The organism is Acinetobacter sp. 1294243 (assembly GCF_000588015.1).
GTDB lineage: Bacteria > Pseudomonadota > Gammaproteobacteria > Pseudomonadales > Moraxellaceae > Acinetobacter > Acinetobacter pittii.
In genome coordinates, this window is record NZ_JFXG01000001.1 from 50248 (window position 1) to 76361 (window position 26114).

24 protein-coding genes and 1 pseudogene are annotated in these 26114 nt (G+C 40.6%); 14 read left to right on the forward strand and 11 right to left on the reverse strand.

Annotated features, from left to right (window positions below; genetic code table 11):
- On the forward strand, positions 1-1488 hold the full coding sequence (locus tag J655_RS05235) for an NAD-dependent phenylacetaldehyde dehydrogenase (protein ID WP_032052058.1): 1488 nt from the start codon (positions 1-3) through the stop codon (positions 1486-1488).
- 56 nt (positions 1489-1544) lie between these two features.
- Here J655_RS05235 and pcaD read toward each other — a convergent pair whose 3' ends face one another.
- The 7 genes from pcaD to J655_RS05270 form a co-directional block, all read right to left on the reverse strand.
- Entirely contained in the window at positions 1545-2324 is a 780-nt protein-coding gene (gene pcaD / locus J655_RS05240) for a 3-oxoadipate enol-lactonase (protein WP_032006285.1), read from the reverse strand.
- Positions 2325-2334: 10 nt separating this feature from the next.
- Positions 2335-3549 (reverse strand): 3-oxoadipyl-CoA thiolase, encoded by a 1215-nt coding sequence (gene pcaF / locus J655_RS05245; RefSeq protein ID WP_032006284.1) that lies wholly within the window; start codon positions 3547-3549, stop codon positions 2335-2337.
- A 495-nt stretch (positions 3550-4044) separates the two neighbouring features.
- Positions 4045-4698: a 3-oxoacid CoA-transferase subunit B gene (locus J655_RS05250; protein WP_032006282.1), complete on the reverse strand. Its 654-nt coding sequence runs from the start codon at positions 4696-4698 to the stop codon at positions 4045-4047.
- A gap of 18 nt (positions 4699-4716) precedes the next feature.
- Positions 4717-5388, reverse strand: a complete 672-nt coding sequence (locus tag J655_RS05255; RefSeq protein ID WP_017386040.1) for a 3-oxoacid CoA-transferase subunit A — start codon at positions 5386-5388, stop codon at positions 4717-4719.
- 134 nt (positions 5389-5522) lie between these two features.
- Positions 5523-6443, reverse strand: coding sequence for a catechol 1,2-dioxygenase (gene catA / locus J655_RS05260; protein WP_017481036.1), 921 nt, complete (start codon positions 6441-6443; stop codon positions 5523-5525).
- A gap of 160 nt (positions 6444-6603) precedes the next feature.
- Positions 6604-6894 (reverse strand): muconolactone Delta-isomerase, encoded by a 291-nt coding sequence (catC, locus tag J655_RS05265; protein WP_005069136.1) that lies wholly within the window; start codon positions 6892-6894, stop codon positions 6604-6606.
- Between the two features lie 23 nt (positions 6895-6917).
- Complete coding sequence (locus J655_RS05270) at positions 6918-8024, reverse strand: muconate/chloromuconate family cycloisomerase (RefSeq protein WP_032052059.1); 1107 nt, start codon at positions 8022-8024, stop codon at positions 6918-6920.
- A gap of 100 nt (positions 8025-8124) precedes the next feature.
- Here J655_RS05270 and J655_RS05275 point away from each other — a divergent pair, with 100 nt between their 5' ends.
- The gene (locus J655_RS05275) at positions 8125-9039 is read left to right on the forward strand and encodes a LysR family transcriptional regulator (protein WP_005074181.1); all 915 of its coding nucleotides are present in this window, start codon (positions 8125-8127) and stop codon (positions 9037-9039) included.
- Positions 9040-9119: 80 nt separating this feature from the next.
- The gene (locus tag J655_RS05280) at positions 9120-9914 is read left to right on the forward strand and encodes a TorF family putative porin (protein ID WP_032052060.1); all 795 of its coding nucleotides are present in this window, start codon (positions 9120-9122) and stop codon (positions 9912-9914) included.
- A gap of 67 nt (positions 9915-9981) precedes the next feature.
- Here J655_RS05280 and J655_RS05285 read toward each other — a convergent pair whose 3' ends face one another.
- Both J655_RS05285 and J655_RS05290 read right to left on the reverse strand, forming a co-directional pair.
- The gene (locus J655_RS05285; RefSeq protein ID WP_002113901.1) at positions 9982-10698 is read right to left on the reverse strand and encodes a FadR/GntR family transcriptional regulator; all 717 of its coding nucleotides are present in this window, start codon (positions 10696-10698) and stop codon (positions 9982-9984) included.
- 83 nt (positions 10699-10781) lie between these two features.
- The gene (locus J655_RS05290) at positions 10782-12515 is read right to left on the reverse strand and encodes an IlvD/Edd family dehydratase (protein WP_032006276.1); all 1734 of its coding nucleotides are present in this window, start codon (positions 12513-12515) and stop codon (positions 10782-10784) included.
- Positions 12516-12684: 169 nt separating this feature from the next.
- Between J655_RS05290 and abaQ the strand changes: the two genes are divergently transcribed.
- The 7 genes and pseudogenes from abaQ (at position 12685) to J655_RS05315 (ending at position 19932) form a co-directional block, all read left to right on the forward strand.
- The gene (gene abaQ / locus J655_RS05295; protein WP_032042327.1) at positions 12685-13989 is read left to right on the forward strand and encodes a multidrug efflux MFS transporter AbaQ; all 1305 of its coding nucleotides are present in this window, start codon (positions 12685-12687) and stop codon (positions 13987-13989) included.
- A gap of 10 nt (positions 13990-13999) precedes the next feature.
- The gene (gene araD1, locus J655_RS05300; RefSeq protein WP_032006274.1) at positions 14000-14998 is read left to right on the forward strand and encodes an AraD1 family protein; all 999 of its coding nucleotides are present in this window, start codon (positions 14000-14002) and stop codon (positions 14996-14998) included.
- A gap of 11 nt (positions 14999-15009) precedes the next feature.
- The gene (locus J655_RS05305; protein WP_032052061.1) at positions 15010-16584 is read left to right on the forward strand and encodes an aldehyde dehydrogenase (NADP(+)); all 1575 of its coding nucleotides are present in this window, start codon (positions 15010-15012) and stop codon (positions 16582-16584) included.
- Between the two features lie 241 nt (positions 16585-16825).
- A pseudogene (locus tag J655_RS24240) lies at positions 16826-17119 on the forward strand (4-hydroxybenzoate 3-monooxygenase); the annotation flags it as partial.
- A 51-nt stretch (positions 17120-17170) separates the two neighbouring features.
- The gene (locus tag J655_RS05310; RefSeq protein WP_080973475.1) at positions 17171-18655 is read left to right on the forward strand and encodes an aldehyde dehydrogenase family protein; all 1485 of its coding nucleotides are present in this window, start codon (positions 17171-17173) and stop codon (positions 18653-18655) included.
- 45 nt (positions 18656-18700) lie between these two features.
- Positions 18701-18766, forward strand: coding sequence for a GlyGly-CTERM sorting domain-containing protein (locus tag J655_RS25715; protein WP_227063886.1), 66 nt, complete (start codon positions 18701-18703; stop codon positions 18764-18766).
- 50 nt (positions 18767-18816) lie between these two features.
- Complete coding sequence (locus J655_RS05315; RefSeq protein WP_032042328.1) at positions 18817-19932, forward strand: NAD(P)-dependent alcohol dehydrogenase; 1116 nt, start codon at positions 18817-18819, stop codon at positions 19930-19932.
- Between the two features lie 143 nt (positions 19933-20075).
- Here the strand turns inward: J655_RS05315 and J655_RS05320 are convergent, their stop codons facing one another.
- Positions 20076-20972 carry a hypothetical protein gene (locus J655_RS05320; protein WP_032052063.1) on the reverse strand — a complete coding sequence of 299 codons (897 nt, stop codon included), beginning with the start codon at positions 20970-20972 and terminating at the stop codon, positions 20076-20078.
- Between the two features lie 328 nt (positions 20973-21300).
- Here J655_RS05320 and J655_RS05325 point away from each other — a divergent pair, with 328 nt between their 5' ends.
- The 3 genes from J655_RS05325 (at position 21301) to J655_RS05335 (ending at position 24612) form a co-directional block, all read left to right on the forward strand.
- Positions 21301-22131: an alpha/beta fold hydrolase gene (locus J655_RS05325; RefSeq protein ID WP_002113902.1), complete on the forward strand. Its 831-nt coding sequence runs from the start codon at positions 21301-21303 to the stop codon at positions 22129-22131.
- 159 nt (positions 22132-22290) lie between these two features.
- Positions 22291-23529, forward strand: coding sequence for an NADH:flavin oxidoreductase/NADH oxidase family protein (locus tag J655_RS05330; RefSeq protein ID WP_032052065.1), 1239 nt, complete (start codon positions 22291-22293; stop codon positions 23527-23529).
- Between the two features lie 15 nt (positions 23530-23544).
- Positions 23545-24612 carry a saccharopine dehydrogenase family protein gene (locus J655_RS05335; RefSeq protein WP_032052066.1) on the forward strand — a complete coding sequence of 356 codons (1068 nt, stop codon included), beginning with the start codon at positions 23545-23547 and terminating at the stop codon, positions 24610-24612.
- A 226-nt stretch (positions 24613-24838) separates the two neighbouring features.
- Here the strand turns inward: J655_RS05335 and J655_RS05340 are convergent, their stop codons facing one another.
- Complete coding sequence (locus J655_RS05340; protein ID WP_002113932.1) at positions 24839-25255, reverse strand: MerR family transcriptional regulator; 417 nt, start codon at positions 25253-25255, stop codon at positions 24839-24841.
- Between the two features lie 155 nt (positions 25256-25410).
- Between J655_RS05340 and J655_RS05345 the strand changes: the two genes are divergently transcribed.
- A complete protein-coding gene (locus J655_RS05345) occupies positions 25411-26103 on the forward strand; it encodes a type 1 glutamine amidotransferase domain-containing protein (protein WP_032052067.1) in 693 nt (230 codons plus the stop codon).
- Positions 26104-26114: the final 11 nt, after the last annotated feature.

A 26114-nucleotide genomic window follows, 5' to 3' on the forward strand; every position in this document is an offset into this window, starting at 1 on the left:
ATGAGTGAAGTTCAGATTTTAGAAAGCGTACAACAATTTATGGCACGTCAACATGGACATTTTATTGATGGAAAATTAGTTGCTACCGAGCTTTTAGATAAAGTGGATATTGTGAATCCATCGACTGAACAAGTGGTTGCTCAAATTAGTATTGGTAGTGAACACGATGTCGAAAATGCGGTGAAAAGTGCTGAACATGCTTTTCAAAATGCTTGGGCTGAAACGACGCCGTATGAACGTGGCGTTAAACTGAACAAGCTAGCCGATTTAATTGAGCAACATGGTGAAGAACTTGCACAGCTCGAAACGTTGTCTACAGGAAAACTTATCAATATTTCACGGCATCTTGAAGTCGCACAATCTGTTATTTTCTTGAGATATTTTGCTGGTTGGGCAACTAAAATTAATGGTCAAACCATGCAACCCTCTATTCCTTCTATGCAAGGTGAAAAATATACGGCCTTTACTTTAAGACAACCGATTGGTGTGGTTGCAGGGATTGTGCCTTGGAATTTTTCACTGATGATTGGTGTTTGGAAAATCGGTTCGGCTTTAACAACTGGCTGTACCATTGTGCTTAAACCAAGTGAGTTTGCCAGCTTATCTTTATTGCGTTTAGCCGAACTTGCCATCGAGGCAGGTATTCCGGCAGGTGTGATTAATGTGGTTACGGGTAAGGGCGATACAGGACAATATTTAATTGAGTCGCCGCTCGTTAAGAAAGTCTCGTTTACAGGTTCAGTACCAACAGGCATTGCGATTGGTAAACTTGCAATGAGCAGTGATTTAACCCGTGTAAGTCTGGAGCTGGGTGGTAAAAATGCCATAGCTGTTTTGGCCGATGCAAATATTGATGAGATTTTACCGACTTTGTTGCAAGCAACTTTTGTACATCAAGGTCAAGTTTGCGCATCCCCAGAGCGTTTTTTTGTACACCGTGCAAAATATAATGAACTGGTCGAGAAACTCTCGAAAGCACTTTCTAGTTTCAAAATTGGATCGGCTATGGATGAGGGAAATATGTTTGGTCCACTCTCTAATCAACCACATTTTAATAAAGTGAAACATTATTTAGATATGGCAAAAGCCAACAACCAGATTATTGCCGGTGGTGAGGCTCTAGATCAGACAGGATATTTTGTACAGCCGACTTTAATTTCCTTCAAAAATACCGATGATCCTTTATTTTCAGAAGAAACCTTTGGTCCCGTGGTCGGGATAATGCCATTCGAAACCGATGAAGAACTCATTCAACTTATGAATCAGTCACGTTTTGGTTTAACCGCAAGTATCTGGACAAATGATTTGTCTAAAGCTTTGCGATTAATTCCTAAAATTGAAGCAGGGACTTTGTGGGTCAATATGCATACGTTCTTAGATCCAGCAGTTCCATTTGGTGGCGTGAAAGCTTCGGGAATTGGCAGAGAGTTTTCAGATGCATTTATTGAAGATTACACCGAATTAAAATCGGTGATGATTCGGTATTAAGTTTCTACGAGATATAAAAAATGGCCTTTATAGGCCATTTCTTTTGAATCATTAAATTAACCTAATAAAAAATCTTTTAAGATTTTATTAAAAGCTTCTGGTTGTTCTACATTGGAAATATGAGAGGCATCTATTTCTGCAAGATGTGATTGTGGAATGCGCTGCTGCATAAATTGACCATCTGCAACGGTTGTTACAGGGTCTTCAGTTCCAGCAACCACCAATACAGAAATTTTGATATCTTTTAATTGCTCACGGACATCCGCTTTAGCCAAAGCCTCACAACAATTGGCATAACCCATTGCGCTGCCAGCACTTAAGTCGTTACATAGGTTGTTGACAATAGAAGGATGACTTTGGATAAAGGGATCTGTAAACCATCGCGAAGCTGCTGTAGCGGCGATTGGTTGTAAACCTTGCTCACGTACTAGTTTTGCACGGTCAAGCCATGCTTGTTCTAGTCCAATTTTAGCGGCAGTATTTGCCACAACCACATGACTAAAACGGTCAGGGTAGTGAATCGCCAGCCATTGACCGGTTAAACCACCCATAGAAATTCCACAAAAAGCAGCTTTACTAATATTCAGATGATCCAGTAAACGGACAACATCTTCACCTAATTGCTCTACAGTATATGGGCCGTCAGGCGTAGACGATGAACCGTGGCCACGTGTGTCATAACAGATCACAAAAAATTGATCTTTTAATTCATTAAACTGTTTTTGCCACATACCGTAGTTAGTGCCTAAAGAATTGGAAAACACCAGAGCAGGGGAAGATGGCTCACCAAAAGTTTGATAGTTAATTTGTGCATCGGCAGATTGAAAAGATGGCATTTGTTTCTCCTTAAAGTGCTTCAACACGTTCAATAATCAATGCGATGCCTTGACCCACACCAATACACATTGAACACAAGGCATAACGACCACCTGTCTGTTCAAGCTGGTTTAGGGCTGTGGTGACTAGGCGTGCACCTGATGCACCAAGTGGATGGCCCAAAGCAATGGCACCACCATTTGGATTCACCTTGGCAGAATCATCTGGCAAACCTAAATCACGGGTGACGGCCAAAGCTTGTGCAGCAAAGGCTTCATTGAGCTCAATCACATCCATCTGCTCTAAAGTCAGGTTGGCTTGTTTAAGTAATTTTTTAATTGCAGGCGCTGGAGCAAAACCCATAATACGTGGTTCTACACCCACCGCTGTTGAAGCAATAATCTTGGCACGGGGTTTGAGGTTATAAGCCTGAACTGCTTCGTCAGATGCAATGAGTAGAGCTGCTGCACCATCATTAATGCCTGAAGCATTACCCGCAGTAACTGTGCCATCTGCTTTTACAACAGGTTTAAGTTTGCTTAAACCTTCCAGGGTAGTCGATGCACGTGGATGCTCATCGGTATCAATCACAACAGCATCACCCTTACGCTGAGGGATTTCAACTGCCACGATTTCTTTAGAAAAAAAGCCTTTGGCTTGCGCGCTTGCGGTGCGTTGTTGGCTCACCAAGGCAAACTGGTCCTGATCTGCACGATTGACGTTGAACTGTTCAGCTACGTTTTCGGCAGTCTGGGGCATGGTATCTACACCATACAATTCTTTAAGTTTAGGGTTAATGAAACGCCAGCCCATGGTGGTGTCTTCAATCTTCTGGCTACGGCCAAAAGCACTGTCAGACTTACCCATCACATAGGGTGCACGGCTCATGCTTTCTACACCACCTGCAATCACCAAGTTCGCTTCGCCGGCTTTAATGGCACGAGCAGCAATCGCAATCGCATCGAGTGAAGAACCACAGAGACGATTAATGGTGGTTGCCGGTACCTGATACGGTAGACCTGCAAGTAATGCTGACATACGACCCACGTTACGGTTATCTTCACCGGCTTGGTTGGCACAGCCATAAATCACATCATCGACCTGTTCCCAATCTACATTTGGGTTACGCTGCATGAGCGCTTTAATCGGCACAGCGCCAAGGTCATCGGCACGGACAGGTGCAAGGCCACCGGCATAACGGCCGAATGGGGTACGGATGGCATCGATGATATAAGCGTTTTTCATTCTTACATTTCCATTTTGAAATCTGTTGCTGTCATTGCCACATTGTTAGACTTTTCCAGATTTTGCTGGCGATCATCATGGTTACTAAGTTAAAAGTAGTCATGACAGAGTCTTATCGTGTTGAGTCAAATGCCAGTAGCTAATTCTTGTCACTTTTTTAAAAAAGTAACCAAAAACCTTTGTTGAACAGAGGAGGCTTCCATGCCTCCCTGTCCAACGGGCGACATCCATGTCGCCTGTCACAATAGCGAATTACGGTAAAATCCAAATTAATAAGCAAGAACCGTATTCAAAGAGTTCTATTCAGTGTTTCGCGATGGCGACACGGATGTCGCCTCGTTGCTCAGCACAACAGGGATGTTGTGTCAGAGTAACAAAGGATTTTTGTTACTTTTTATCCTTAAAAAGTAAGGTATTGCCTATACAAAGGGCTTTCGAAGACCACTATCATTTACAGGCAATGACCGTAGTAGCATTGGCTATGCTGTGTAAACCTTACCCTTGAGTCGCATCAATCAGAGTTGCACCCGTTAAAGCTTGTAGCTCATCAAAGCTAAGACCTTCCACTTTCTCAATCACCTTCAAACCATCTTTAGTCACGTCAATCACACATAGGTCAGTGTAAATACGATCCACACATTTCTTACCCGTAACCGGATAAGTCAGCTCAGCCACAATCTTCGGCTCACCTTGCTTGGTCACATGATCTGTGGTGATAAATACTTTCTTGGCACCAACCGCCAAATCCATCGCACCACCCACAGCAGGAATCGCATCCGGTGCCCCCGTGTGCCAGTTGGCCAAGTCACCATTCGCAGCAACCTGAAATGCACCGAGTACTGCAATATCAAGGTGACCACCACGCATCATGGCAAATGAGTCGCCATGGTGGAAAAAGCTGCCGCCTTCAAGTATGGTCACAAACTCTTTACCCGCATTAATCAGTTCAGGATCTTCTTCACCTGCAGCTGGCGGTGGGCCAAAAGCCAATAGGCCATTTTCAGAATGAAGAAAAATATCTTTGTCATTCGGTAAGTAACTAGCGATCTTGGTTGGTAAGCCAATGCCTAGGTTTACATAGGCGCCATCTGGAATATCTTGTGCCACATGTTGTGCAATCTGGTCACGGCTGAGTTTCTGGTAGCTCATGTTATTTCTCCTTATTGCTTACTGTGCTGGCGCTACTTGTACAACGTGCTGTACAAAAATACCTGGGGTGATGATGTGCTCTGGGTCTAAACCACCTAGCTCAACCACTTCAGAAACCTGAGCAATAGTGACATCCGCAGCCATGGCCATAATCGGGCCAAAGTTACGTGCAGATTTACGGTAAACCAGATTGCCCCAACGATCGCCTTTGTAGGCTTTAATCAAAGCAAAGTCAGCCTTGATCGGATATTCAAGTACGTAGTCTTTACCATCAATTTCGCGGGTTTCTTTGCCTTCGGCTAAAAGTGTTCCAAAGCCTGTTGGGGTAAACACAGCGCCTAGGCCCATACCGGCTGCCTGAATACGGCACGCCAGATTACCTTGTGGTACGACTTCAAGCTCGACCTTTCCCGCACGGTAAAGTTCATCAAAAACATAAGAGTCAGACTGACGTGGGAAAGAACAGATGACTTTTTTAACTGAACCAGCCTTAAGCAGCTTAGCCAGACCGTAATCGCCATTACCGGCATTGTTGCTCACAATGGTCAGGTCCTTAACGCCAAGTTCAATAAGACCGTCAATGAGTTCAGCGGGTTGTCCTGCGGTACCGAAACCACCAATCAGAATGGTTGCACCATCTTTAATCTGCGATAGAACCTCGCTTAGTGAGGACTTACTTTTGTCAATCATGTGAGAAACCCTAGAGCATGAGGTAACGTGATGTATTACTACCGCTAAAAATTTATTTAAATTCTTAATGGTAGTAATAAATGGAATAAACTTTGTGAGTCAAAAGCGAACTTTTAACTCACATATATTTTCAATTAAGCACTAGCGCGACGACGTTCAACTTCAGTTGAAGGAGCAGCAGCGGCATCTTTAACAAGTTCGATGTTAAATGTGATGTGTTTGAAAGCGTGATCTAAACCACGGCGTTGAATTTCAGCTGGGTCAGTTACATCAACTGCTGTTGCAACTAAGCCGTCACGCGTTGCGAAAGCAAAGTCGTCCCATAAGTACTCATCACCCTCAATGTTGAATTGAGTAGTTAGCTTGCGGTAACCCGGTGCAGAAACGAAGTAATGAACGTGAGATGGACGGTTACCATGACGGCCTAATTTGTTAAGAAGGGCCTGAGTCGTACCTTCTGGCGGGCAACCATAACCTACAGGCATAGTGGTTAATGCAACATACTTACCATTGGCATCAGTCAAGATAGTACGGCGTAAGTTAAAGTCAGATTGAGACTTATCAAAGAATGAATAGTTACCTAAACTGTTGGCATGCCATACTTCAACTTTGGCATTTTCAATGATATTGCCATCAGTATCAGTTACAGTACCTTCAATAATTAAGGTATCGATTTTGCCAGATTCTGTACCATCATCCATACGCGCAAAACCAACAGATTCAGGCGCGCCAGCTACATAAAGTGGGCCTTCGATGGTACGAGGTGTGCCACCCGTAACGCCAGCTTTTGCATCAGCTTCATCTGCACGTAAATCAAGATAGTGCTCTAAACCTAAGCCAGCTGCCAAAAGACCAAGTTCGTTTGCTTGACCAGCATCTGTGAAATATTCCAAACCTTTCCATACTTCTGAAGGTTGAATATCTAAATCTTCAATGGCTTGAAATAAATCCCCAAGAAGGCGCACTACAATTTGTTGAACACGTGCATCAACTTCGCCTTTTGCAGTGTCGACATTCATTTGTTTTACAAGCGCATCAATTTGTTGACGATTCATACTAAAACTCCTTAAGTATGCAATACGGTTTTGGGTGGCAGCGCTGCGGGCATTTTGTTTTGCTAGCGAATAAGAGCCGCCACGTTCCTTGTTACCTTCTGAATAATCTGCTTGGTTTTTAAATGGACTTCAGAGATCACATTTAAAAAATTCTTTTGGTTTACGAATCATCATCACGAACAGAAGAAGGGTGACGATTCATTGCCATAACTTCAATGTTCATGTAAGGATAGAGAGGTAAACCCTGTAAAATATTGTGCAATTCTTCATTGCTCTCGACATCAAAAATACTGATGTTTGAGTACTGGCCTGTAATGCGCCAGATGTGACGCCATTTACCTTGACGCTGTAAGTCTTGCGAATAGGCTTTTTCAACAGCCTTAATTTCATTTGCTTTGTCGGCTGGCATATCAAGTGGAATATGCACATCCATACGTACATGAAATAACATGGGAAACTCCTTATCCTGTTGCCTTAACGACGTAACTTCTCGACTTTATCTTCATCAATTTCAATGCCTAAGCCGGGAGCCGTTGGCAAGTGCAATTCAAAGTTTTCGTAACGTAGCGGTTCTTTCAAAATTTCTTCGGTAAGTAATAACGGACCAAATAATTCAGTACCAAACGCTAATGTTTCAAAGGTTGCAAACGCATGAGCAGAAGCCATGCTACCTACAGGGCCTTCAAGCATAGTGCCGCCATAAAGATCAATTCCAGCCAAACCTGCAACCTTGGCAACTTCACACGCTTCGATCAGACCACCAGATTGTTCAATTTTCACGGCAAATACATCTGCACCATGACTTTTTGCAATACGGTATGCGCTGTCAGGGCCAGTTAAAGCTTCATCTGCCATGATTGCGACATCAAAACGACGCGTTAAACGAGCAAGTGCTTCAGTATTTTGAATAGCACAAGGCTGTTCAATTAAATCAATTCCGCCATCTTGTAGCTGTTGAATACCTTGAATACATTCCAGCTCTGACCATGCACGATTTACATCGACACGTACACTAATATCTGCACCGAGTGCTTTTTTAATTGCAATCACATGATCAACATCGTGTTGCAAAGGGCGTGAGCCGATTTTGAGTTTGAACGTGTTATGACGTTTTAACTCAATCATTTTTAGAGCTTCAGCAATATCTTTTTCTGTGTCACCAGACGCGAGCGTCCAAAGTACAGGTAAACTATTACGCAGACGGCCACCTAAAACTTCACTTAACGGCACGCCTAAACGTTTTGCCTGAATATCAAGTAGAGCGGTCTGAATGGCACATTTCGCAAAACGGTTACCATTAATATTCTTACGAATCAGTTTTAGTGTTTGAGCCACATTTAAATCTTTAACTGATGCGAGTAATGGTGCAAAGTAAGTATCAATATTGGCTTTGACACTTTCAGGACTTTCTTCACCATAGTTCAGTCCACCAATGGTGGTCGCTTCACCCCAACCGACAATACCATCCGTGGTGGTAATTTTAACGAGCACCAAAGTCTGAGTACGCATGGTAGTCACAGACAACTGGTGAGGACGGATAGTTGGAATATCCACAAGTATGGTTTCTATGGTTCTATACATGAAGTTTCAACTATTTCAAACTTGTTTACATACCATAGAAGAATGTAATAGCCTAAAATAGATATAGAACGGTATTTTAAGATACTAAAAAGGTATATTAATGGAATTAAGGCATCTACGTTATTTTGTTACCGTTGTTGAAGAACAAAGTCTGACTAAAGCGGCTGAGAAGCTTTTTATTGCTCAGCCACCACTCACGCGCCAAATCAAAAAACTAGAGGAAGAGTTAGGCATTGATCTATTTGTGAAAGGGTCACGTCCATTAAAAGTGACTGAAGCAGGGCTGTTTTTTTACCAACATGCGGTACAGATTTTGACCCATACAGCTCAAGCTGCTTCTATGGCAAAGAAACTGAAGCTAGTCGAGAATGTTGTTAAAGTTGGCTATGTGAGTTCGCTTCTGTATGGGCGATTACCGCAGGTCATTTATCTATTTAGACAAAAAAATCCTGACATTCATGTCGAGCTTATTGAATGTGGTACACGAGATCAGGTCGAAGCCTTAAAGTTAGGAAAAATTGATTTAGGTTTCGGACGGCTACCTATTAGCGATCCTGCCATTAAGCGACTTCTACTTCGAAAAGAAAAATTAAAACTCGCGATTCATAAAAAACATCCTTTAAGTGAGTTTCAAGAATCAGGAATTTATTTATCTCAAATTATCAATGAGACAATTTTTTCTTATCCCACAACACCTAAGCCGAATTTTTCGACCACTATTCAAGCTTTATTTACCAAATTAGGTCTTGTTCCTGCCAAACTGACTGAAGTCCGCGAAATTCATATGGCACTTGGCTTGGTGGCATCTGGAGAGGGTATTTGTATTATTCCAGAAAGCGCCTGTGACATTGGAATGAAGAATCTAACTTATTTAAATATCTTAGACTTAGAAGCCTATAGTCCCATTTCTCTATCAATGCGAAATATGGACCAAAGTTCGTATATTCCTAAAATCTTAGATTGTATTGAAGAGATCTATAGCGAAGAAGAAGTATCCAGAAATTTGAATTTATAACTTTTTAATACGTTTTAAATTGAATTATCATGTTATTTTAAAACTTTAAACCTATAGGTAATATTTAAAAGGATTATTAGATGAGAAAAATTTTAGGGATAGCTTCTCTTGTTATGTCTAGTGGTTTTGTACATGCTGAGCAAGTAAATGAACAAGAACAAATTTCTCCATACAGTGCTAATGTAACCTTCGCAAGTCAATATATCTCACGTGGTTTCCAACAAACTTGGGGCAAGCCTGCATTACAAATTGGTCTAGATTATGCAAATCCGAATGGATTATTTGTAGGGACTTGGGCTTCAAATGTAAGTTCTAACTATCTTCGTGATGCTTCAGTTGAGTGGGATTTTTATACAGGTTATATAAAAACTTTTGATAAGTTTTCGGCTGGAATGACGGTTTTTTATTACTATTATCCAGGAGCTAAAAGTACGCCTGAAACGGGAAGTACCAGTTATAACTATGGCGAAATTGTGCCTCAAATTGGTTATGGGCCTTTGACTCTTAAATATTTCATTACCTACACTCCAGATTATGCAGGCTATAACTCAGATACGATGGGTGGCCCAGCAGGTAAACGTTCACGAGGAACAACTTATCTAGATCTAACTTTTACTCAGCCTATCAATGAGTCTTGGACTTTTGGTGCTCACTATGGCTATGAAAGAATTAAAAATTTCTCGGAAGCTAACTTTCAAGATATGAAAGTCGAATTGATTAAAGATTTAGGGGATGGCTGGACTACTGGTTTAGCGTATGCCAAAGCTTGGGACAAAGATGGTTTCTATAAAAAGTATAGTAATGGTGAACCTGATGCGCCAATTTCAAATCCGATTGATTCGACATTTACTGTCTTAGTTAAAAAGGTATTCTAATTTATAAATAAAAAAGCCTGATTACTTTATTTTGAGTGATCAGGCTTTAAATAGTGAATATATCAAATTATTTTTTAATTAAATCGTAAGCCATTTTGGTGTCGTCTAGCTGAACAAGTGAAGCATGGCGAGCCGAGAGCGGATCTTTATTTTCAATTGCGGTTAAAATCGCTTTATGTCTAGGTAGTGAATGGCCTTGTAAATTTGGGCGTAGACTGGTGACTTGAATAGATTGCTGTAAAGGTAAAACCAGCATTTTTGACATATAAGCCAATAAGTCATTATGCGTTGCTTTGGCAATTGCTAAGTGAAATTGAATATCTGGCTCTATAAATTCTTCAACTGTTGTTGCTTTTTCCATCCCATCATAGGCATGTTTAATGCGTTCAATATCTTCTTCGTTTGCTGTACTTGCTGCAATATAAGCAAGCTCAGGTTCTAAAACGCGTCGTACGGTAGAAAGTGTTTTAAAAAATTCGTGTTCAGGCGTGGTTTGAATTAGCCAAAACAATACATCTGGATCGAGTAAATGCCATTCTTCTTTAGGCCTTACCACAGTTCCAATTTTGGGTCTTGAGTAAGTTAAGCCTTTAGCGTTTAAAACACGGATTGCTTCGCGAAAGACAGGGCGGCTGACTTTATATTCCTCACATAAATCAACTTCACTTGGGAGTTTCTCATTTTCTGAAATTTCTCCAGAAACAATTTTTAATCCCAATTGTTGAACAATTAATGCATGTTGGCTTTTGCTTGGAATAGGATTTTTATAGTCAGCTTTACTCATATTTCACTATTACGACATGTTGAATATCCTATGGTATAGATGACCTTGTGTTTTAACAAGATCATCTTTTTCAAGAATAAATATTAATGGGAATGACGTGGAACTTCTGAGCCACGGCAACCGACCAAGAAATCAAAATCACAGCCCTCATCGGCTTGTAAAACATGTTCTACATAGAGCTTACGGTAACCGCCAATAAAACTTGGTGGAGCTGGTGGTGCTAAATTTTCAAGACGTTGCTTAAGTTCTTCATCACTCACTTCTAGGTGAAGTTTTCCAGCATAGGCATCAAGTTCGATAAAGTCACCATTTTGAACTACGGCCAAAGGCCCCCCTGCCATAGCTTCAGGGGCAACATGTAAAACGACCGTGCCATACGCTGTTCCACTCATTCGTGCGTCGGAAATACGAACCATGTCGGTAATGCCTTTGGCTAAAACCTTTGGCGGTAGTCCCATATTTCCAACCTCTGCCATGCCGGGATAGCCTTTAGGGCCGGCATTTTTCATCACAAGAATACAAGTTTCATCAACATCAAGGTCTGGATCATTAATGCGGGTTTTATAATCATCAAAGTTTTCAAATACGACTGCACGACCACGGTGTTTCATCAGTTCAGGTGTGGCAGCAGATGGTTTAAGCACCGCACCTTTAGGGGCTAAATTACCGCGTAATATACACATGCCACCATCTTGGCGAATTGGGTTATCTATTTTCCGAATTACTTCATCGTTATAAATAGGTGATTGCTGGCAATTTTCCCAAATGGCTTGACCATTTACGGTTAAAGCGTGTGGATGTGGTAAGAGATTGGCTTCACCCATGCGACGAATCACGGCTGGCAAGCCGCCGCTATAATAAAATTCTTCCATTAAAAAACGGCCTGAAGGCTGTAAGTCAACAATGGTTGGCATGCCACGGCCAACACGGTTCCAGTCATCGAGTTGTAAATCAACCCCAATGCGTCCAGCAATTGCTTTTAAGTGAATTACGGCATTGGTTGAACCACCAATAGCTGCATTGACTTTAATCGCATTTTCAAAGGCTTCTTTGGTTAAGATTTTGGAAAGACGTAAATCTTCATGAACCATGTCAACAATGCGCATACCTGAAAGATGAGCCAACACATAACGGCGAGAATCTACCGCTGGAATGGCCGCATTGTGGGGTAAAGAAGTGCCTAGGGCTTCAGCCATACACGCCATTGTAGAAGCTGTACCCATGGTGTTACATGTACCAGCCGAGCGTGACATACCAGATTCAGCAGATAAAAATTCATTTAAATCAATTTTGCCTGCTTTGAGTTCTTCATGCATTTGCCAAACGATGGTACCTGCACCAATGTCTTTACCTTTGTGCTTACCATTTAGCATGGGACCGCCAGTCACTACAATAGCTGGAATATCACAGCTTGCAGCTCCCATTAATAATGCAGGGGTGGTTTTGTCACAACCTGTCAGTAACACCACACCGTCAATAGGGTTACCACGAATCGCTTCTTCGACATCCATACTGGCTAAGTTGCGTGTAAACATGGCGGTAGGACGTAAATTCGACTCACCATTTGAAAACACAGGAAACTCAACAGGGTAGCCGCCCGCTTCTAAAATCCCTTTTTTTACATGTTCGGCAATTTTTCGAAAATGCGCATTACATGGGGTGAGTTCAGACCACGTATTACAAATTCCAATAATCGGTTTACCTTGAAACTCATGATCTGGAATTCCTTGGTTCTTCATCCAGCTGCGATACATAAAGCCATTTTTATCCGTTGTACCAAACCAGGCAGCCGAACGAAGAACTTGTTTGTTATTCATACAAATTTCCTTATATAGTATTACTATTAGAATTAATTAAATTAAAAATACACCATAAATTTTATTTTTAAAAGGTTTGAAATTTAAATAGTATTACTATATTTTAAATTGAAAGGATAATTTACGAGCAAGATGCTCTATAAGTAAATAATAGGAAATGGAGTCGAACATGGATTTCGAAAAGGATGTAATACGGACGGTCACGTTTAAGCTGATACCTGCATTAGTCATACTATATCTGGTGGCATACATTGATCGGGCCGCTGTCGGATTTGCCCATTTGCATATGGGGGCCGATGTAGGAATTGGTGATGCTGCCTATGGCCTAGGAGCTGGCTTATTTTTTATTGGATATTTTCTTTTTGAAGTTCCAAGTAATTTGCTTTTAGACAAATTTGGTGCTCGTAAATGGTTTACCCGCATTTTATTAACATGGGGCCTCATCACCATGGCCATGGCGCTCATTCAAGGCCCTAAAAGTTTTTATCTATTACGGTTTTTACTTGGTGTAGCAGAAGCAGGCTTTTTCCCGGGTGTTTTATATTTAATTACACAGTGGTATCCGGTGCGGCATCGCGGAAAAATCATGGGAATGTTTGTGCTTTCACAACCGATTGCCATGATGATTGCAGGGCCTTTAGCTGGTCTATTACTTGGAATGGATGGCATTGCAAATTTGCACGGCTGGCAATGGTTGTTTGTTGCAGTTGGCTTGCCCGCGGTTTTATTGGCTTTACCGACATTCCTGTGGTTGCCAGATAATATTGATAAAGTGAAATGGTTGAGTATTGAACAAAAACAATGGCTTACAAATGAACTTGTTAAAGATGAAGCCGAATATGACCAAACCCGACATGCCAATCCACTGCATGCCTTAAAAGACAAACGCGTACTTTTATTAGCATTGTATTACTTACCAGTGACTTTAAGTATTTACGGTTTAAATCTGTGGTTGCCTTCTATTATCAAGCAATTTGGAGGCGGTACTGATCTTCAAATTGGCTTCCTATCTAGCATTCCCTACGTTTTTGGAATTATTGGTTTGTTAATTATTCCACGTAGTACCGATCGTCTAAATGACCGCTACGGACATTTAAGTTTTCTCTACGCACTAGGCGCTTGTGCAATGTTTTTAAGTGGTTGGCTAAATTCTCCAGTCATGCAATTGGCTGCTTTGGCTGTGGTTGCGTTCTGTCTATTTTCATCTACTGCCGTGTTTTGGACATTACCGGGCCGATTCTTAACAGGCGCAAGTGCAGCGGCTGGTATTGCCTTAATCAATTCTGTCGGAAATTTAGGTGGCTATGTCGGGCCATTTGGTATCGGACTTTTAAAAGAATACACGGGAAATATGGCTGCTGGTTTGTATTTCTTATCTATCGTCATGCTTTTTGGTCTGATTTTGACTTACATCGTCTATGCCAAGCTCGAACGTCAAAAAACACAAACAGTGAATATTCAAAAGCCTTTGTAAGGAATAAAACATGCAAATTATTCAATTTGAAAATCGTGCAAATCAACGTGCTGTCGCTAAAGTAGAAGGCAACATGGCATATCCGGTTAAAGATATTCAATCGGTTCGTGATTTAGCACTTTTAGCAATCCGCAATCAAGTTTCACTGGAACAGCAAGTTGAGGCGTTAGGCTTTGAAGTGGAAACCTATGATTATTCATCTTTATTAGCAGATTTAAAGGTATTGCCGCCTTTAGATCATCCAGACCCAACGCACTGTCTGGTGTCCGGTACAGGCTTAACCCATTTAGGTTCTGCATCTGCACGCGACAAAATGCATCAACAAAATTTAAGCGATGACAGCTCGGTGACCGACACCATGCGGATATTTCAATGGGGGCTACAAAAGGGCCGTCCAGCACAAGGTCAGATCGGAGCACAACCAGAGTGGTTTTATAAAGGCGACGGTTCAATTGTGGTAAGGCCGGGAGCAGAGCTGCCTTTACCTCCATTTGCCGAAGACGGCGGCGAAGAACCTGAAATTGCAGGCCTCTATGTTATTGGCGAAGACTTAAAGCCTTACCGAATCGGGTTTGCGCTGGGCAATGAATATTCTGACCATGTGATGGAGCGTCGTAATTATTTATATCTGGCGCATTCAAAATTACGTTTTTGTAGTTTTGGTCCAGCTTTACGGACAGGCGAATTACCAAAACATTTAGTCGGAACTAGCCGTTTACGCCGTAATGGACAAATCATTTGGGAAAAAGAGTTTTTGTCGGGTGAAGACAATATGTGCCATAGCTTGGCAAATCTGGAATATCACCACTTTAAGTATCAACAATTCTTAAAAGCAGGCGATGTACATATCCATTATTTCGGTACAGCGACTCTATCTTTCGCTGATGGTATTCAAGCGCAAGTCAACGATGAGTTTGAAATAGAGATGAAAGAGTTCGGACTTCCACTCAAAAATAAGCTTGCCCATACACAACCAGAGCTACCGATCGGTTCAGTTATTACTCTCTAAGGAATATAAAAATGGTCATTGGACACAACTTTATTGGCGGTTCACGCAGCGCACAAAGTTCCACTTTACTAAAAAGTGTCAATGCAACGACTGGCGAAACTTTGCCTTATGAGTTTCACCATGCAACCGAACAAGAGGTGAATCAAGCCTGTGAAGCAGCAAGTCAAGCGTTTAAAACTTACCGCCATACGTCTCCTGAACAGCGTGCTACTTTTTTAGAAAATATTGCCGATGAGCTCGATGCTTTGGGTACAGATTTCCTTGAAATCGTCTCACAGGAAACTGCTTTGCCACTTGCACGTTTGCAAGGCGAACGTGGTCGTACCAGTGGGCAAATGCGTTTGTTTGCCAAAGTGCTGCGCCGTGGTGACTTTTTAGGTGCCCGTATTGATACCGCTTTACCTGAGCGTCAGCCTTTACCTCGCCCAGACCTGCGTCAGATTAAAATCGGTGTCGGCCCTGTGGCAGTCTTTGGGGCAAGTAACTTTCCGCTCGCCTTTTCAACCGCAGGTGGTGACACTGCTTCGGCACTAGCGGCAGGCTGTTCTGTAGTGGTAAAAGCGCATAGTGGGCATATGGCCACAGCGGATTTTGTGGCTCAGGCAATCGAACGTGCCGTAGAAAAATCAAATATGCCTAAAGGTGTATTTAACATGATCTATGGTAATGGCGTGGGTGAACCTTTAGTGAAGCATCCTTTAATACAGGCTGTAGGTTTTACGGGGTCACTACGTGGTGGACGAGCTTTATGTGATATGGCCGCAGCCCGTCCACAACCGATTCCGGTCTTTGCTGAAATGAGCAGCATTAACCCAATGTTGATGTTACCAGAAGCCTTAAAAACCCGTGGTGAAAAGATTGCACAGGACTTAGCCGACTCAGTTGTTTTAGGCTGTGGTCAGTTCTGTACCAATCCGGGTTTAATTTTAGGTTTTAAATCAGCCGAGTTTACTCAGCTCATTAGCAACCTAACCGAAATTATAGGTGGCAAACCTGCACAGACTATGCTGAATGCCGGCACCTTAAAAAGTTATACCGCAGGTCTTGAGCATTTAACTGAGCATCAAGGTATTGAACATTTGGCAGGTCAAACCCAGCAAGGCAATCAGGCGCAACCGCAACTGTTTAAAGCTGATGTTGAATTATTGCTAGCAGGTGACCAGCTTTTACAAGAAGAAATCTTTGGGCCAACCACAGTCATCATTGAAGTTGAAGATAAAGCCCAACTCATTCAGGCCTTACAAAGCATGAATGGGCAACTGACCGCGACTTTAATTGCTGATGAAGCTGACTTAACCGAGTTTGCAGATGTAGTTCCAGTTTTAGAGGAAAAAGCCGGTCGATTACTTATAAATGGCTACCCAACAGGTGTTGAGGTGTGTGATGCAATGGTGCACGGCGGGCCATACCCAGCCACTTCAGATGCACGAGGCACCTCAGTTGGAACCTTGGCCATTGACCGTTACTTAAGACCTGTGTGTTACCAAAACTATCCGCAGAGTTTATTGCCAGAAGCTTTAAAAGATAGCAATCCATTGCAGATTTTAAGATTGGTGAATGGTGAGATGACCAGAGAGGCTATCTAAGCAATTTAAAAAAGAGACCACTCGCTGGTCTCTTTTTACTATTTCGAATAATAAATCTAAAGCAAAATGTATTGATTAATAGCCCTTCAATATCTAGTTTTTTTTGATAATCATTTTGTCCGATATGCGGACATTAAAATCATTAATCGGTTTTTACTGAAATTTATCTATATCAAAAGCGCTCTAAAAAAAATAATTTATGGATCAGGATATGGAGAAAATGTGATGGAAAACTTCACTTGATATTACCTATTTATTGAGTGCTTTAATTGAGTTCTATCAAAGAAATTCGACATAAGATGAGTATTCTGAAAAATGTTTGAAACGTGTTTGGAAAGTAGAGCGCTTTTCATGGCGGATGACAAATTTACTGCATCGTTTTGAAACGGAATTCGATCATAAAATTAAGCAGGCTGAACTGAACTATATTTTAGATTCTAATGCTGGGTTTACGACATTGGCCGAAAATTATGTAGGTTTACCTTATCAGGATAAAGTTATACCTAAATATGAAGAAATCATTGTAATACAATAGCATAGTCGATCTTATTTCTTCCTGAAAAATAAGATTAGACGATATTAAACAATGAAGCAGATGGATTGCTTCTTTAAAAAGGGATATACCATGAGTTTAGCGCAGAGTTTTAACCAACAATTTATCAATGGACAATGGATTAACGGTTCATCGAATAAAATTGTAACGAATACAAATCCTTATACTCGTCAGCATATTGATGATATTCAAGGAGCCAGCCAACAAGATGTTGATGCAGCATATCAAGCTGCGCAATCAGCGTTTAAATCATGGCAAAAAACCACTGTGAGTGAACGTCAATCTCTGATTGAACGTATTATTGCGGTGATTACACAACATCGTGAATCTCTTGTAGATTGGTTAATAAATGAAGCTGGAAGTTCAAGACTTAAAGCGAATATTGAAGTAGATGCGGCACTTAAAATTTCTCAAGCATCTTTAAAATATGCGAATGCTGTAAATGAGGTAATTGATTTAAAACCTGCCCATGAGGGACAAGTTAGTCAAGTATTCCATAAAGCTTTAGGTGTAATTACAGTCATAAGTCCTTGGAATTTCCCTTTCCATTTGAGCATGCGCTCGGTGATTCCTGCAATTGCTTTGGGTAATACTATTGTTCTTAAACCAGCAAGTGATACGCCTGTGACAGGTGGGTTGATTATTGCCAAAATTTTTGAATTGGCAAATGCCCCTGCGGGTGTGTTGAATGTAATTGTCGGGGCAGGCAGTGAAATTGGCGACTATGTGGTTGAGCATGATACAAGCAAGTTTATTTCATTTACTGGTTCAACACAGATCGGCAAGCGAGTAGCTGAAAAAGCTATGTCTGCCAGACGGATTAAACGTGTTGGCTTAGAACTTGGAGGCAATGCGCCATTAGTAATTTTGGACGATGCTGATTTAGACCTTGCAGTGAATTTAACGGTAATGGGACGCTTTTTGCATCAAGGGCAAATTTGTATGAGTACCAACCGCGTCATCATTGATGAAAAGATTTATGATCAATACCTAGAAAAATTACGTCCTGCTTTGGCAAACATTAAAGTTGGTGATCCAGCCAATGAAGAGACTCTAGTTGGGCCAATTATTAATAATCAGCAAACTGACAATATCCGCCGTATTATTCAGCAAGCACAAAATGAAGGTGCTTCGTTATTCTTTGACGGTGGAATTGAGGGCAATTTGGTTGGACCTCATGTGTTCATCAATGTTGAGCCAGATTTTGCTGTGGCGAAAGAAGAAAGTTTTGGTCCAGTTCTACCAATTTTAAAAGCACGTGATGAAGCTCATGCACTTGAACTTGCCAATGACACTGAATTTGGTTTATCGAGTGCGGTGTGTACTTCAAATCATGAACGTGGAGTGAAATTTGCGTTGGGGATTGAGGCAGGTATGTCTCATATTAATGAGATTTCGGTTGCCGATCATCCTAATGCCCCATTCGGCGGCGAAAAGAACTCAGGTTTAGGCCGTTTCAATGATCAATGGATCGTTGAGGAATATACGACCACCCATTGGGTTACGGCGCAAAAATAAAACTTGGTATCTGATTAAGCTTAGATACATTTTGTTTTAGATGTTATTTCACTTGGAATCTATAGCATTCTATTTTTAGGGGGCTGTTGGTCCAGACGAAAGGAACTGTGAATAAGACGCTTGTTTTTATAAAAATATAATCTGATACAGGATGTTGAGATATGAAAAATTTTACAGAGATTACTGCAGCTGTGACCCAAAGCAAAGGTGCAGATTTTGAACTCAGGCAACTTCAGATTCGTGAACCCCAAGATGATGAGGTTTTGGTAAAAATCGTAGCAACAGGTATGTGTCATACCGATTTAATTGTTAGAGATCAATATTATCCTGTTCCTTTACCAGCGGTATTAGGACATGAAGGGTCGGGAATTGTAGAAGCGATTGGTCCAAATGTGAAAGATTTAGCAATCGGTGATCATGTAGTTCTTAGTTATGGATATTGTGGGATTTGTGAGCAATGTGGCAGTGGGAATCCTGCATATTGTCAGGACTTTTTTGGTCGTAACTTTGGTGGCACTGATCCCGAAGGGAATTCTGCAATTTGTACACACGATCATCATAAAGTACATGACCATTTTTTTGGACAATCTTCATTTGCAACCTATGCGATCAGCCGTGAAAATAATGCAGTAAAAGTCACTCAAGATGTGCCTTTAGAATTATTGGGTCCATTGGGCTGTGGAATACAGACAGGCGCAGGTGCAGTCATAAATGCATTAGGTGTTAGACCTGCCAGCAGCTTTGTGACATGGGGCGCAGGTGCCGTTGGATTAAGTGCATTGCTTGCTGCAAAAGTATGTGGAGCAACTACGATCATTGCTGTCGATATTGTGGAGTCCCGTTTAACTCTTGCAAAAGAACTAGGGGCAACACATGTTATTAATAGTAAAGTCCAAGACCCCATTGAAGCAATTAAGGAAATTACGCAAGGTGGTGTTCAATTTGCACTAGAGTCTACAGGCCGTCCTGAAATTGTAAAACAGGGCATTGATGCACTTGGTATTCTCGGCAAAATTGCAATTGTTGGTGCACCACCATTAGGGGTAACTGCCGCTTTTGATGTAAATGATTTACTGATTGGAGGTAAATCAATCATAGGTGTGGTAGAAGGAAATAGTGTTGCTAAACGCTTTATTCCAGAACTGGTTGCATTATATCAACAGGGTAAATTTCCATTTGATAAACTGATCAGGTTCTATGATTTTAAAGATATTAATCAAGCAGCAATCGATAGCCAAGAAGGTATAACACTCAAACCAATTTTAAAGATTGGTTAAATTTAAAAGGTCATGGCATTTATTTGATATGACCTTTTAAAATTCTTATAAACCATAATTAATTTAAATTTCTTACAATTGAATACTTCAAACTAATACGTATATCTAGCTTAACTAAATTAAATCAACCAAGTAACTGATTGTTAAACTTTAACTGGCAAATTAAGCACCACCTGAGCATCCTCAATAATATCTAAGCGGAGAATAGTTGAAGCACTAAGCTCATTTAGCAATGTACTTAACGGTCCCTCATTTTTCTCAAGTTGAACATTCTTTGGAAAAAGTTTTTGTGCAAAAGAAAGAATGTTGGACTCAACTTCAGTTTGATGCCATTTACCATCAACAACATGTAGCATGGTGGCTCTGTTGATATGTGTTTCAGAATCAACATATTTTAAAGTCGGTACAGCGGTCTTTAAGCTTAAATCCAATTTGCCATTAACATCAAAAATATCGGCTTGCACTTCTTTTGAGTTAATGTTGACGTCAATTTTAGTTAACCATTTTGGTAGCTGGTAACCATATACACCACGCACTCTGGCGATTTCAGTATCAACAGGCAAAGCTAAAACATGAGCATAAAAATGACGTTGACGCATCGATTTCATTAACTCTGCAATATGTGAACCACGAGCATTAGGCTTACGGACAACAATCGCAATCGACACTTCGTTATAAGGGTCATTGTCACAAACAGAATAGGTAAAAAACGTAACAGCAACCAACCCGTAACCCGGAAATGGTTGTAATGGCGTTAAGTCAGCAGGAAGTTTTGCTTTAATTTGCTTAATAGGTGCAAGCATGAGCAGTTGTACATTTGCACTACGATAATAAAAATTGGGTGCCCAAACAGGACCTACTCGGGATTCCACAATTTTTTTAGGAATATGACGGAAAAAATCGATGTTGCCAACAGCAGGATCTTGCGCGACTTCATCTAAATCGGGGTTCATTCTGAAACGGTCATAATAACCACCTTTGGGTACTTTGACTTTTTGTTGCCCAAATTCAACTTCAGTAAACTGTTGTTTTGTATTCATGAAAGTTCACCTTTATATTAATTGACCGAGTAGCTAATGCTGTATATTTCAAGACGTGTTAATTTAGAATCAATACAGAAACTATAAGATTAAAGCTAACTTTAAGGTCAAGTCTTTAATTTTGAGGTGTAAAGTCTTTGACATTTAAGGGAAATAAAATAAAAACAATTAAAGATTAAAAAGATACAATGTCGCCTAGCGTCTTCATATAAATTTTATTTTTAAAAGACGATTAAGATAGTTGACCTTAAAGTTAACTTTAAACTTAGTATAAATATTCAATCCTTTATAACGAATCAACAAGCAGTTTTTCACCAGGAGAACAAAGATGGGATATGTAACCACAAAAGACGGCGTAGAAATTTTCTATAAAGATTGGGGACCACGGGATGCCCAAGTTTTATTTTTTCATCATGGATGGCCTTTAAGTTCAGATGATTGGGACACACAGTTGCTTTTTTTCCTTAAAGAAGGTTTTCGTGTAGTTGCCCATGATAGACGGGGACATGGACGTTCAAGTCAGGTGTGGGATGGTCACGATATGGACCACTACGCAGATGACGTTGCAGAAGTGGTTAAACATCTGAATATTAAAAATGCAATTCACATTGGCCACTCAACGGGCGGTGGTGAAGTAGCTCATTATATTGCACGTCATGGCCAAGACAATGTTAAAAAAGCTGTTCTTGTCAGTGCAGTTCCGCCACTGATGGTTAAAACTGAAAATAATCCTGAAGGTTTACCAAAAGAAGTTTTTGATGATCTGCAAAATCAGGTTCTCACCAACCGTGCGCAATTTTTCCGAGATCTTCCATCTGGTCCGTTCTATGGTTTTAACCGACCAGATGCGAAACCATCTGAAGGTATTATTGCTAACTGGTGGCGTCAGGGTATGACGGGTAGTGCAAAAGCGCATTACGATGGTATTGTGGCGTTCTCACAAACTGACTTTACCGAAGATTTAAAGAAAATCACCATTCCTGTTTTGGTGTTACATGGTGATGACGATCAGATCGTGCCTTATAAAACGTCTGGCGTAAAATCTGCTGAGTTACTTCAAAATAGCCAACTCAAGATCTATCCGGGTTTTTCTCACGGTATGTTAACTGTAAACCATGAAGTGATTAATGCTGACTTGTTGACGTTTATTCGCGAATAATTTAAAGCTTTAAACTTTAAAAAAGAGGCCTATTAAGTGCCTCTTTTTTATTTATAAGTAAATGAAATTGAAAGTAATAAATATAGAAATGCTAAAAGGTATTGACATTAAAGTTAGCTTTAATCTTAAAGTAAAGCCATACTGAATGAGGTCATTCCAATGAAAGTGTTCGAAAAATTAGTATTCCCAAATGGCTCATATGTTCCTAACCGTATTGCTAAAGCGGCAATGGAAGAAAACATGGCTGATTTAAACCATGCACCATCAGAAGAATCAATGCGTTTATATCAAGCTTGGGCAAATGGTGGCGTAGGTCTAATTATTACTGGAAATGTGATGGTAGACCGCCGAGCGATGACTGGACCGGGCGGTGTAGTATTAGAAGATGAAAAGCATCTAGATACTTTTAAAAAATGGGCACAAATTGGTCGCTCAAAAGGCGCTCAGGTGTGGCTTCAAATTAACCATCCGGGGCGTCAAATGCAAGCAAACCTTGGTCAGCAGACTTGGGCGCCATCGGCTATTTCACTTGATCTTGGCAAAATGTCAAATCGTTTTAATACACCAATTGAAATGACTGAATCTATGATTGCAGAGGTGATTCAGCGTTTTGCAAACACAGCGCGTCTAAGTGAAAAAGCTGGGTTTACTGGTGTAGAAATTCATGCAGCACATGGTTACTTATTAAGCCAGTTTCTTTCACCACTCAGCAATAAACGCCAAGATCAGTGGGGTGGTTCTTTAGAAAATCGCGCTCGTATTTTAATTGAGATTGTGGAAGCAGTTCGTAAAGTCGTTTCGCCTACGTTCACTGTTGCAGTAAAACTGAACTCAGCTGATTTCCAACGCGGTGGATTTAGCGTTGAAGATGCTCAACAAGTAGTTAAAATGCTAAATGAACACGCTGTAGATTTGGTTGAACTTTCAGGCGGTAGCTATGAAGCACCTGCCATGCAAGGTCAAGCACGTGATGGCCGTACTCTTGCTCGTGAAGCTTATTTTTTAGAATTTGCACAAGAAATTCGTAAAGTTGCCAAAATGCCTGTTATGGTGACAGGTGGCATACGCCGTAAACAAGTGGCAGAGAAAGTGATTGAAAGCGGTGTAGATATGGTCGGTATTGCCACAGCTCTAGCGATTGAACCTAATTTGCCAAATGCTTGGAAACAAGGCCAGAATCTTAGCCCTGAATTAAAACCGATTACTTGGAAGAACAAAACACTTGCTTCACTTGCCAATATGGCGGTGGTCAAATTCCAGTTACGTAATTTAAGCTCTGGTAAAAAAACAAAACCAAATGTTTCACCAGCTTGGGCTTTAATTTTGCAACAATCAGCGATTTCATGCCGTACCCGCCAATACAAAAAAGGCATGCGTGACTATTCATTTGCTTCTTAATAAGTGAGTTGTGTTATGACAAATCCTAACGATTCAAACTGGATAATTTATGGAGCAAATGGCTACACGGGCGAGTTAATCGCTCGTGAAGCTGTACGCCAAGGTCTAAAACCAACTCTGGCTGGTCGTAACAAAGCTAAGGTTGAAACATTAGCTCAAGAGTTGGGACTTGACTATAAAGCTTTTGGGCTGGATAACATAGATGCGGTAAGTGAACAACTCCAAGGCTTTAAATTGGTGATGCACTGTGCAGGGCCATTTTCAGCAACATCAAAACCCATGATGGAAGCTTGTATAAAGGCTGGTGCTCACTATCTAGATATTACTGGTGAAATCGCTGTATTTGAATTGGTACAGTCACTTAATAGTCAAGCTGAAGAAGCCGATGTTGTGCTTTGTCCGGGTGTCGGTTTTGATGTGATTCCAACAGATTGTGTTGCCGCTGCACTGAAAGAAGCACTACCAGATACGACCCATTTAGCGCTTGGTTTTGACTCTAGAACAGGGTTTTCACCAGGTACAGCTAAAACAAGTACAGAAGGCATGGCCGAAGGTGGAAAAATTCGTAAAAACGGCAAAATTACCACCGTTCCATTAGCCCATTATGTGCGTACCATTGATTTTGGTGATGGTAAAAAAAGTGCCATGAGTGTTCCGTGGGGAGACGTATCTACAGCTTTCTATACAACAGGTATTCCAAACATTGAAGTGTTTGTACCCGCATTTCCCAAAATGATTTTTGGTGCGAAAATGATGAACTATTTACGCCCAGTATTAAAACTAAATGCTGTACAGAAGTTTATTAAATCGCGTATAGAAAAAACGGTTGTTGGGCCAAATGAGGAACTCCGCGCAAAAGTACCCACCTATGTTTGGGGTGAAGCAAGAAATTCACGTGGGGAAATCAAAACCGCCCGCATCCAAACGGAAAACGCTTATAGCCTTACCGTAAATGGTTCACTGACTGTAGTGAATTATTTGCTCAAAAATACCGTTAAGGGTGGTACATACACACCTGCAAAATTGATGGGTTATAAGCTAGTGACCGAACTACCGGGTTCTGGTCCACTGGTCATTAATTAATAAAGCCTTTATTAAAACAGCACATTTATTGATGGTCCCGAATAAGGTTTTCGCTATCAAAAGATTGGCTGATTTTTTTCTATAGTATTTGCATGAAAAAACGAATTACAGCGTTGGTCCGTAATTCGTTTTTTTAGATTTATAGATTGATACTTAAACGCTTTGGTTACTTAGTTGATACCAGTACCCATCTATACAACGCGAGAGCGATTAACTCTAATTGAAATTATGGTGTTTTTGCGTTGTCAAAATAGAGATTCATCAGACGTTCTGCATTTTGCTCACATGTAATTTCATCTGGTTTGTTATTAATAGCTTCAATCATGGTATGTAAGTTTTGCTTACTGACTTTTAGCTTTTGTTCTAAAATTTCTATTTCCTGAATTTTGGTTTCAATCGTTTGAATGAGAGCATCATGGTCCCAAGCGACAACTTTCGATGGCAAAAATGCTTTAATTTCTGCTAAAGAAAACCCGACTTGTTGAGCTTGCTGGATTAAAGAAAGTTGTTTCAAATCGTTATCAGTATATTCACGATAGCCATTCGATTTTCTTTTTGCTTTAGGCAAGAGTTTAATTTGCTCGTAATAACGAATAGTAGGGGTACTTAAACCACTTAATTTCGATAACTCGCTAATATTCATAGCCACATACTCTCTTGACATTCAAGCTAACTTTAGACTTATAGTAACACAAAAGCAAGGTTCATAACTTTACCAAGCACACACTTTCAGTAACAACTTTCTATGCTTTGATAGACGAAAGAATAGAATTATAAATATGAAAATGAGGTGAGAAAATGTCTAAACGCATATTACACGTCGTGACCAATGTTTCACGCTATAAGGATGTAGATCAACAAACAGGACTGTGGTTAGGTGAACTTACCCATGCCTATGATGAGTTTGAAAAACAAGGTTATGTGCAAGATATTGTGAGTCCAAATGGTGGAAAAACTCCAATTGAACCAAAATCGCTTGTGCCTTTAGTGGCAGATAAATCTGTTAAAGACCGAGAAAAAGATCAGGCTTTTATTACGCTGCTGGCAAATACCTTTAAGCCTTCCGATATTAATTGGCAAGACTATGACGTGATCTATTACACAGGTGGCCATGGGGTGATGTGGGATTTTTTAGATAACCCTGAATTGCAAGAAATCACCAAAAACATTTATGAAAAAGGCGGCATTGTTTCGAGTGTTTGTCATGGCTATTGTGGCTTTCTCAATGTCAGACTTTCAAATGGTGAACGACTTATAAAAGGTAAAAAATTAACAGGCTTTGCATGGAGTGAAGAGGTTTTGGCAGGGGTGGCAAAAAAAGTGCCGTACAATGCCGAAGAGTTAGCGAAAGAATATGGCGCTCGTTATGAAAAAGCTTTTATTCCTTTTGCACCATACGTCGTTCAAGACGGCAAATTAATTACAGGTCAAAACCCTTTTTCAGCTAAAAAGACGGCTTTAGCGATAATAGAAGAGCTAGAAAAGTCATAATTTAATAATTC

What these genes read in the sequence shown, in the direction of transcription:
- J655_RS05340 (WP_002113932.1), bottom strand. Translation starts at nt 25,255, where the DNA reads ATGAATATTAGCGAGTTATCGAAATTAAGTGGTTTAAGTACCCCTACT.
- J655_RS05290 (WP_032006276.1), bottom strand. Translation starts at nt 12,515, where the DNA reads ATGAATAACAAACAAGTTCTTCGTTCGGCTGCCTGGTTTGGTACAACG.
- J655_RS05310 (WP_080973475.1), top strand. Translation starts at nt 17,171, where the DNA reads ATGAAGCAGATGGATTGCTTCTTTAAAAAGGGATATACCATGAGTTTA.
- J655_RS05285 (WP_002113901.1), bottom strand. Translation starts at nt 10,698, where the DNA reads ATGAGTAAAGCTGACTATAAAAATCCTATTCCAAGCAAAAGCCAACAT.
- abaQ (WP_032042327.1), top strand. Translation starts at nt 12,685, where the DNA reads ATGGATTTCGAAAAGGATGTAATACGGACGGTCACGTTTAAGCTGATA.
- pcaF (WP_032006284.1), bottom strand. Translation starts at nt 3,549, where the DNA reads ATGAAAAACGCTTATATCATCGATGCCATCCGTACCCCATTCGGCCGT.
- J655_RS05235 (WP_032052058.1), top strand. Translation starts at nt 1, where the DNA reads ATGAGTGAAGTTCAGATTTTAGAAAGCGTACAACAATTTATGGCACGT.
- J655_RS05305 (WP_032052061.1), top strand. Translation starts at nt 15,010, where the DNA reads ATGGTCATTGGACACAACTTTATTGGCGGTTCACGCAGCGCACAAAGT.
- J655_RS05335 (WP_032052066.1), top strand. Translation starts at nt 23,545, where the DNA reads ATGACAAATCCTAACGATTCAAACTGGATAATTTATGGAGCAAATGGC.
- catA (WP_017481036.1), bottom strand. Translation starts at nt 6,443, where the DNA reads ATGAATCGTCAACAAATTGATGCGCTTGTAAAACAAATGAATGTCGAC.
- pcaD (WP_032006285.1), bottom strand. Translation starts at nt 2,324, where the DNA reads ATGCCATCTTTTCAATCTGCCGATGCACAAATTAACTATCAAACTTTT.
- J655_RS05320 (WP_032052063.1), bottom strand. Translation starts at nt 20,972, where the DNA reads ATGAATACAAAACAACAGTTTACTGAAGTTGAATTTGGGCAACAAAAA.
- J655_RS05275 (WP_005074181.1), top strand. Translation starts at nt 8,125, where the DNA reads ATGGAATTAAGGCATCTACGTTATTTTGTTACCGTTGTTGAAGAACAA.
- J655_RS05280 (WP_032052060.1), top strand. Translation starts at nt 9,120, where the DNA reads ATGAGAAAAATTTTAGGGATAGCTTCTCTTGTTATGTCTAGTGGTTTT.
- J655_RS05270 (WP_032052059.1), bottom strand. Translation starts at nt 8,024, where the DNA reads ATGTATAGAACCATAGAAACCATACTTGTGGATATTCCAACTATCCGT.
- J655_RS05345 (WP_032052067.1), top strand. Translation starts at nt 25,411, where the DNA reads ATGTCTAAACGCATATTACACGTCGTGACCAATGTTTCACGCTATAAG.
- J655_RS05255 (WP_017386040.1), bottom strand. Translation starts at nt 5,388, where the DNA reads ATGATTGACAAAAGTAAGTCCTCACTAAGCGAGGTTCTATCGCAGATT.
- J655_RS05325 (WP_002113902.1), top strand. Translation starts at nt 21,301, where the DNA reads ATGGGATATGTAACCACAAAAGACGGCGTAGAAATTTTCTATAAAGAT.
- araD1 (WP_032006274.1), top strand. Translation starts at nt 14,000, where the DNA reads ATGCAAATTATTCAATTTGAAAATCGTGCAAATCAACGTGCTGTCGCT.
- J655_RS05250 (WP_032006282.1), bottom strand. Translation starts at nt 4,698, where the DNA reads ATGAGCTACCAGAAACTCAGCCGTGACCAGATTGCACAACATGTGGCA.
- J655_RS05315 (WP_032042328.1), top strand. Translation starts at nt 18,817, where the DNA reads ATGAAAAATTTTACAGAGATTACTGCAGCTGTGACCCAAAGCAAAGGT.
- J655_RS05330 (WP_032052065.1), top strand. Translation starts at nt 22,291, where the DNA reads ATGAAAGTGTTCGAAAAATTAGTATTCCCAAATGGCTCATATGTTCCT.
- catC (WP_005069136.1), bottom strand. Translation starts at nt 6,894, where the DNA reads ATGTTATTTCATGTACGTATGGATGTGCATATTCCACTTGATATGCCA.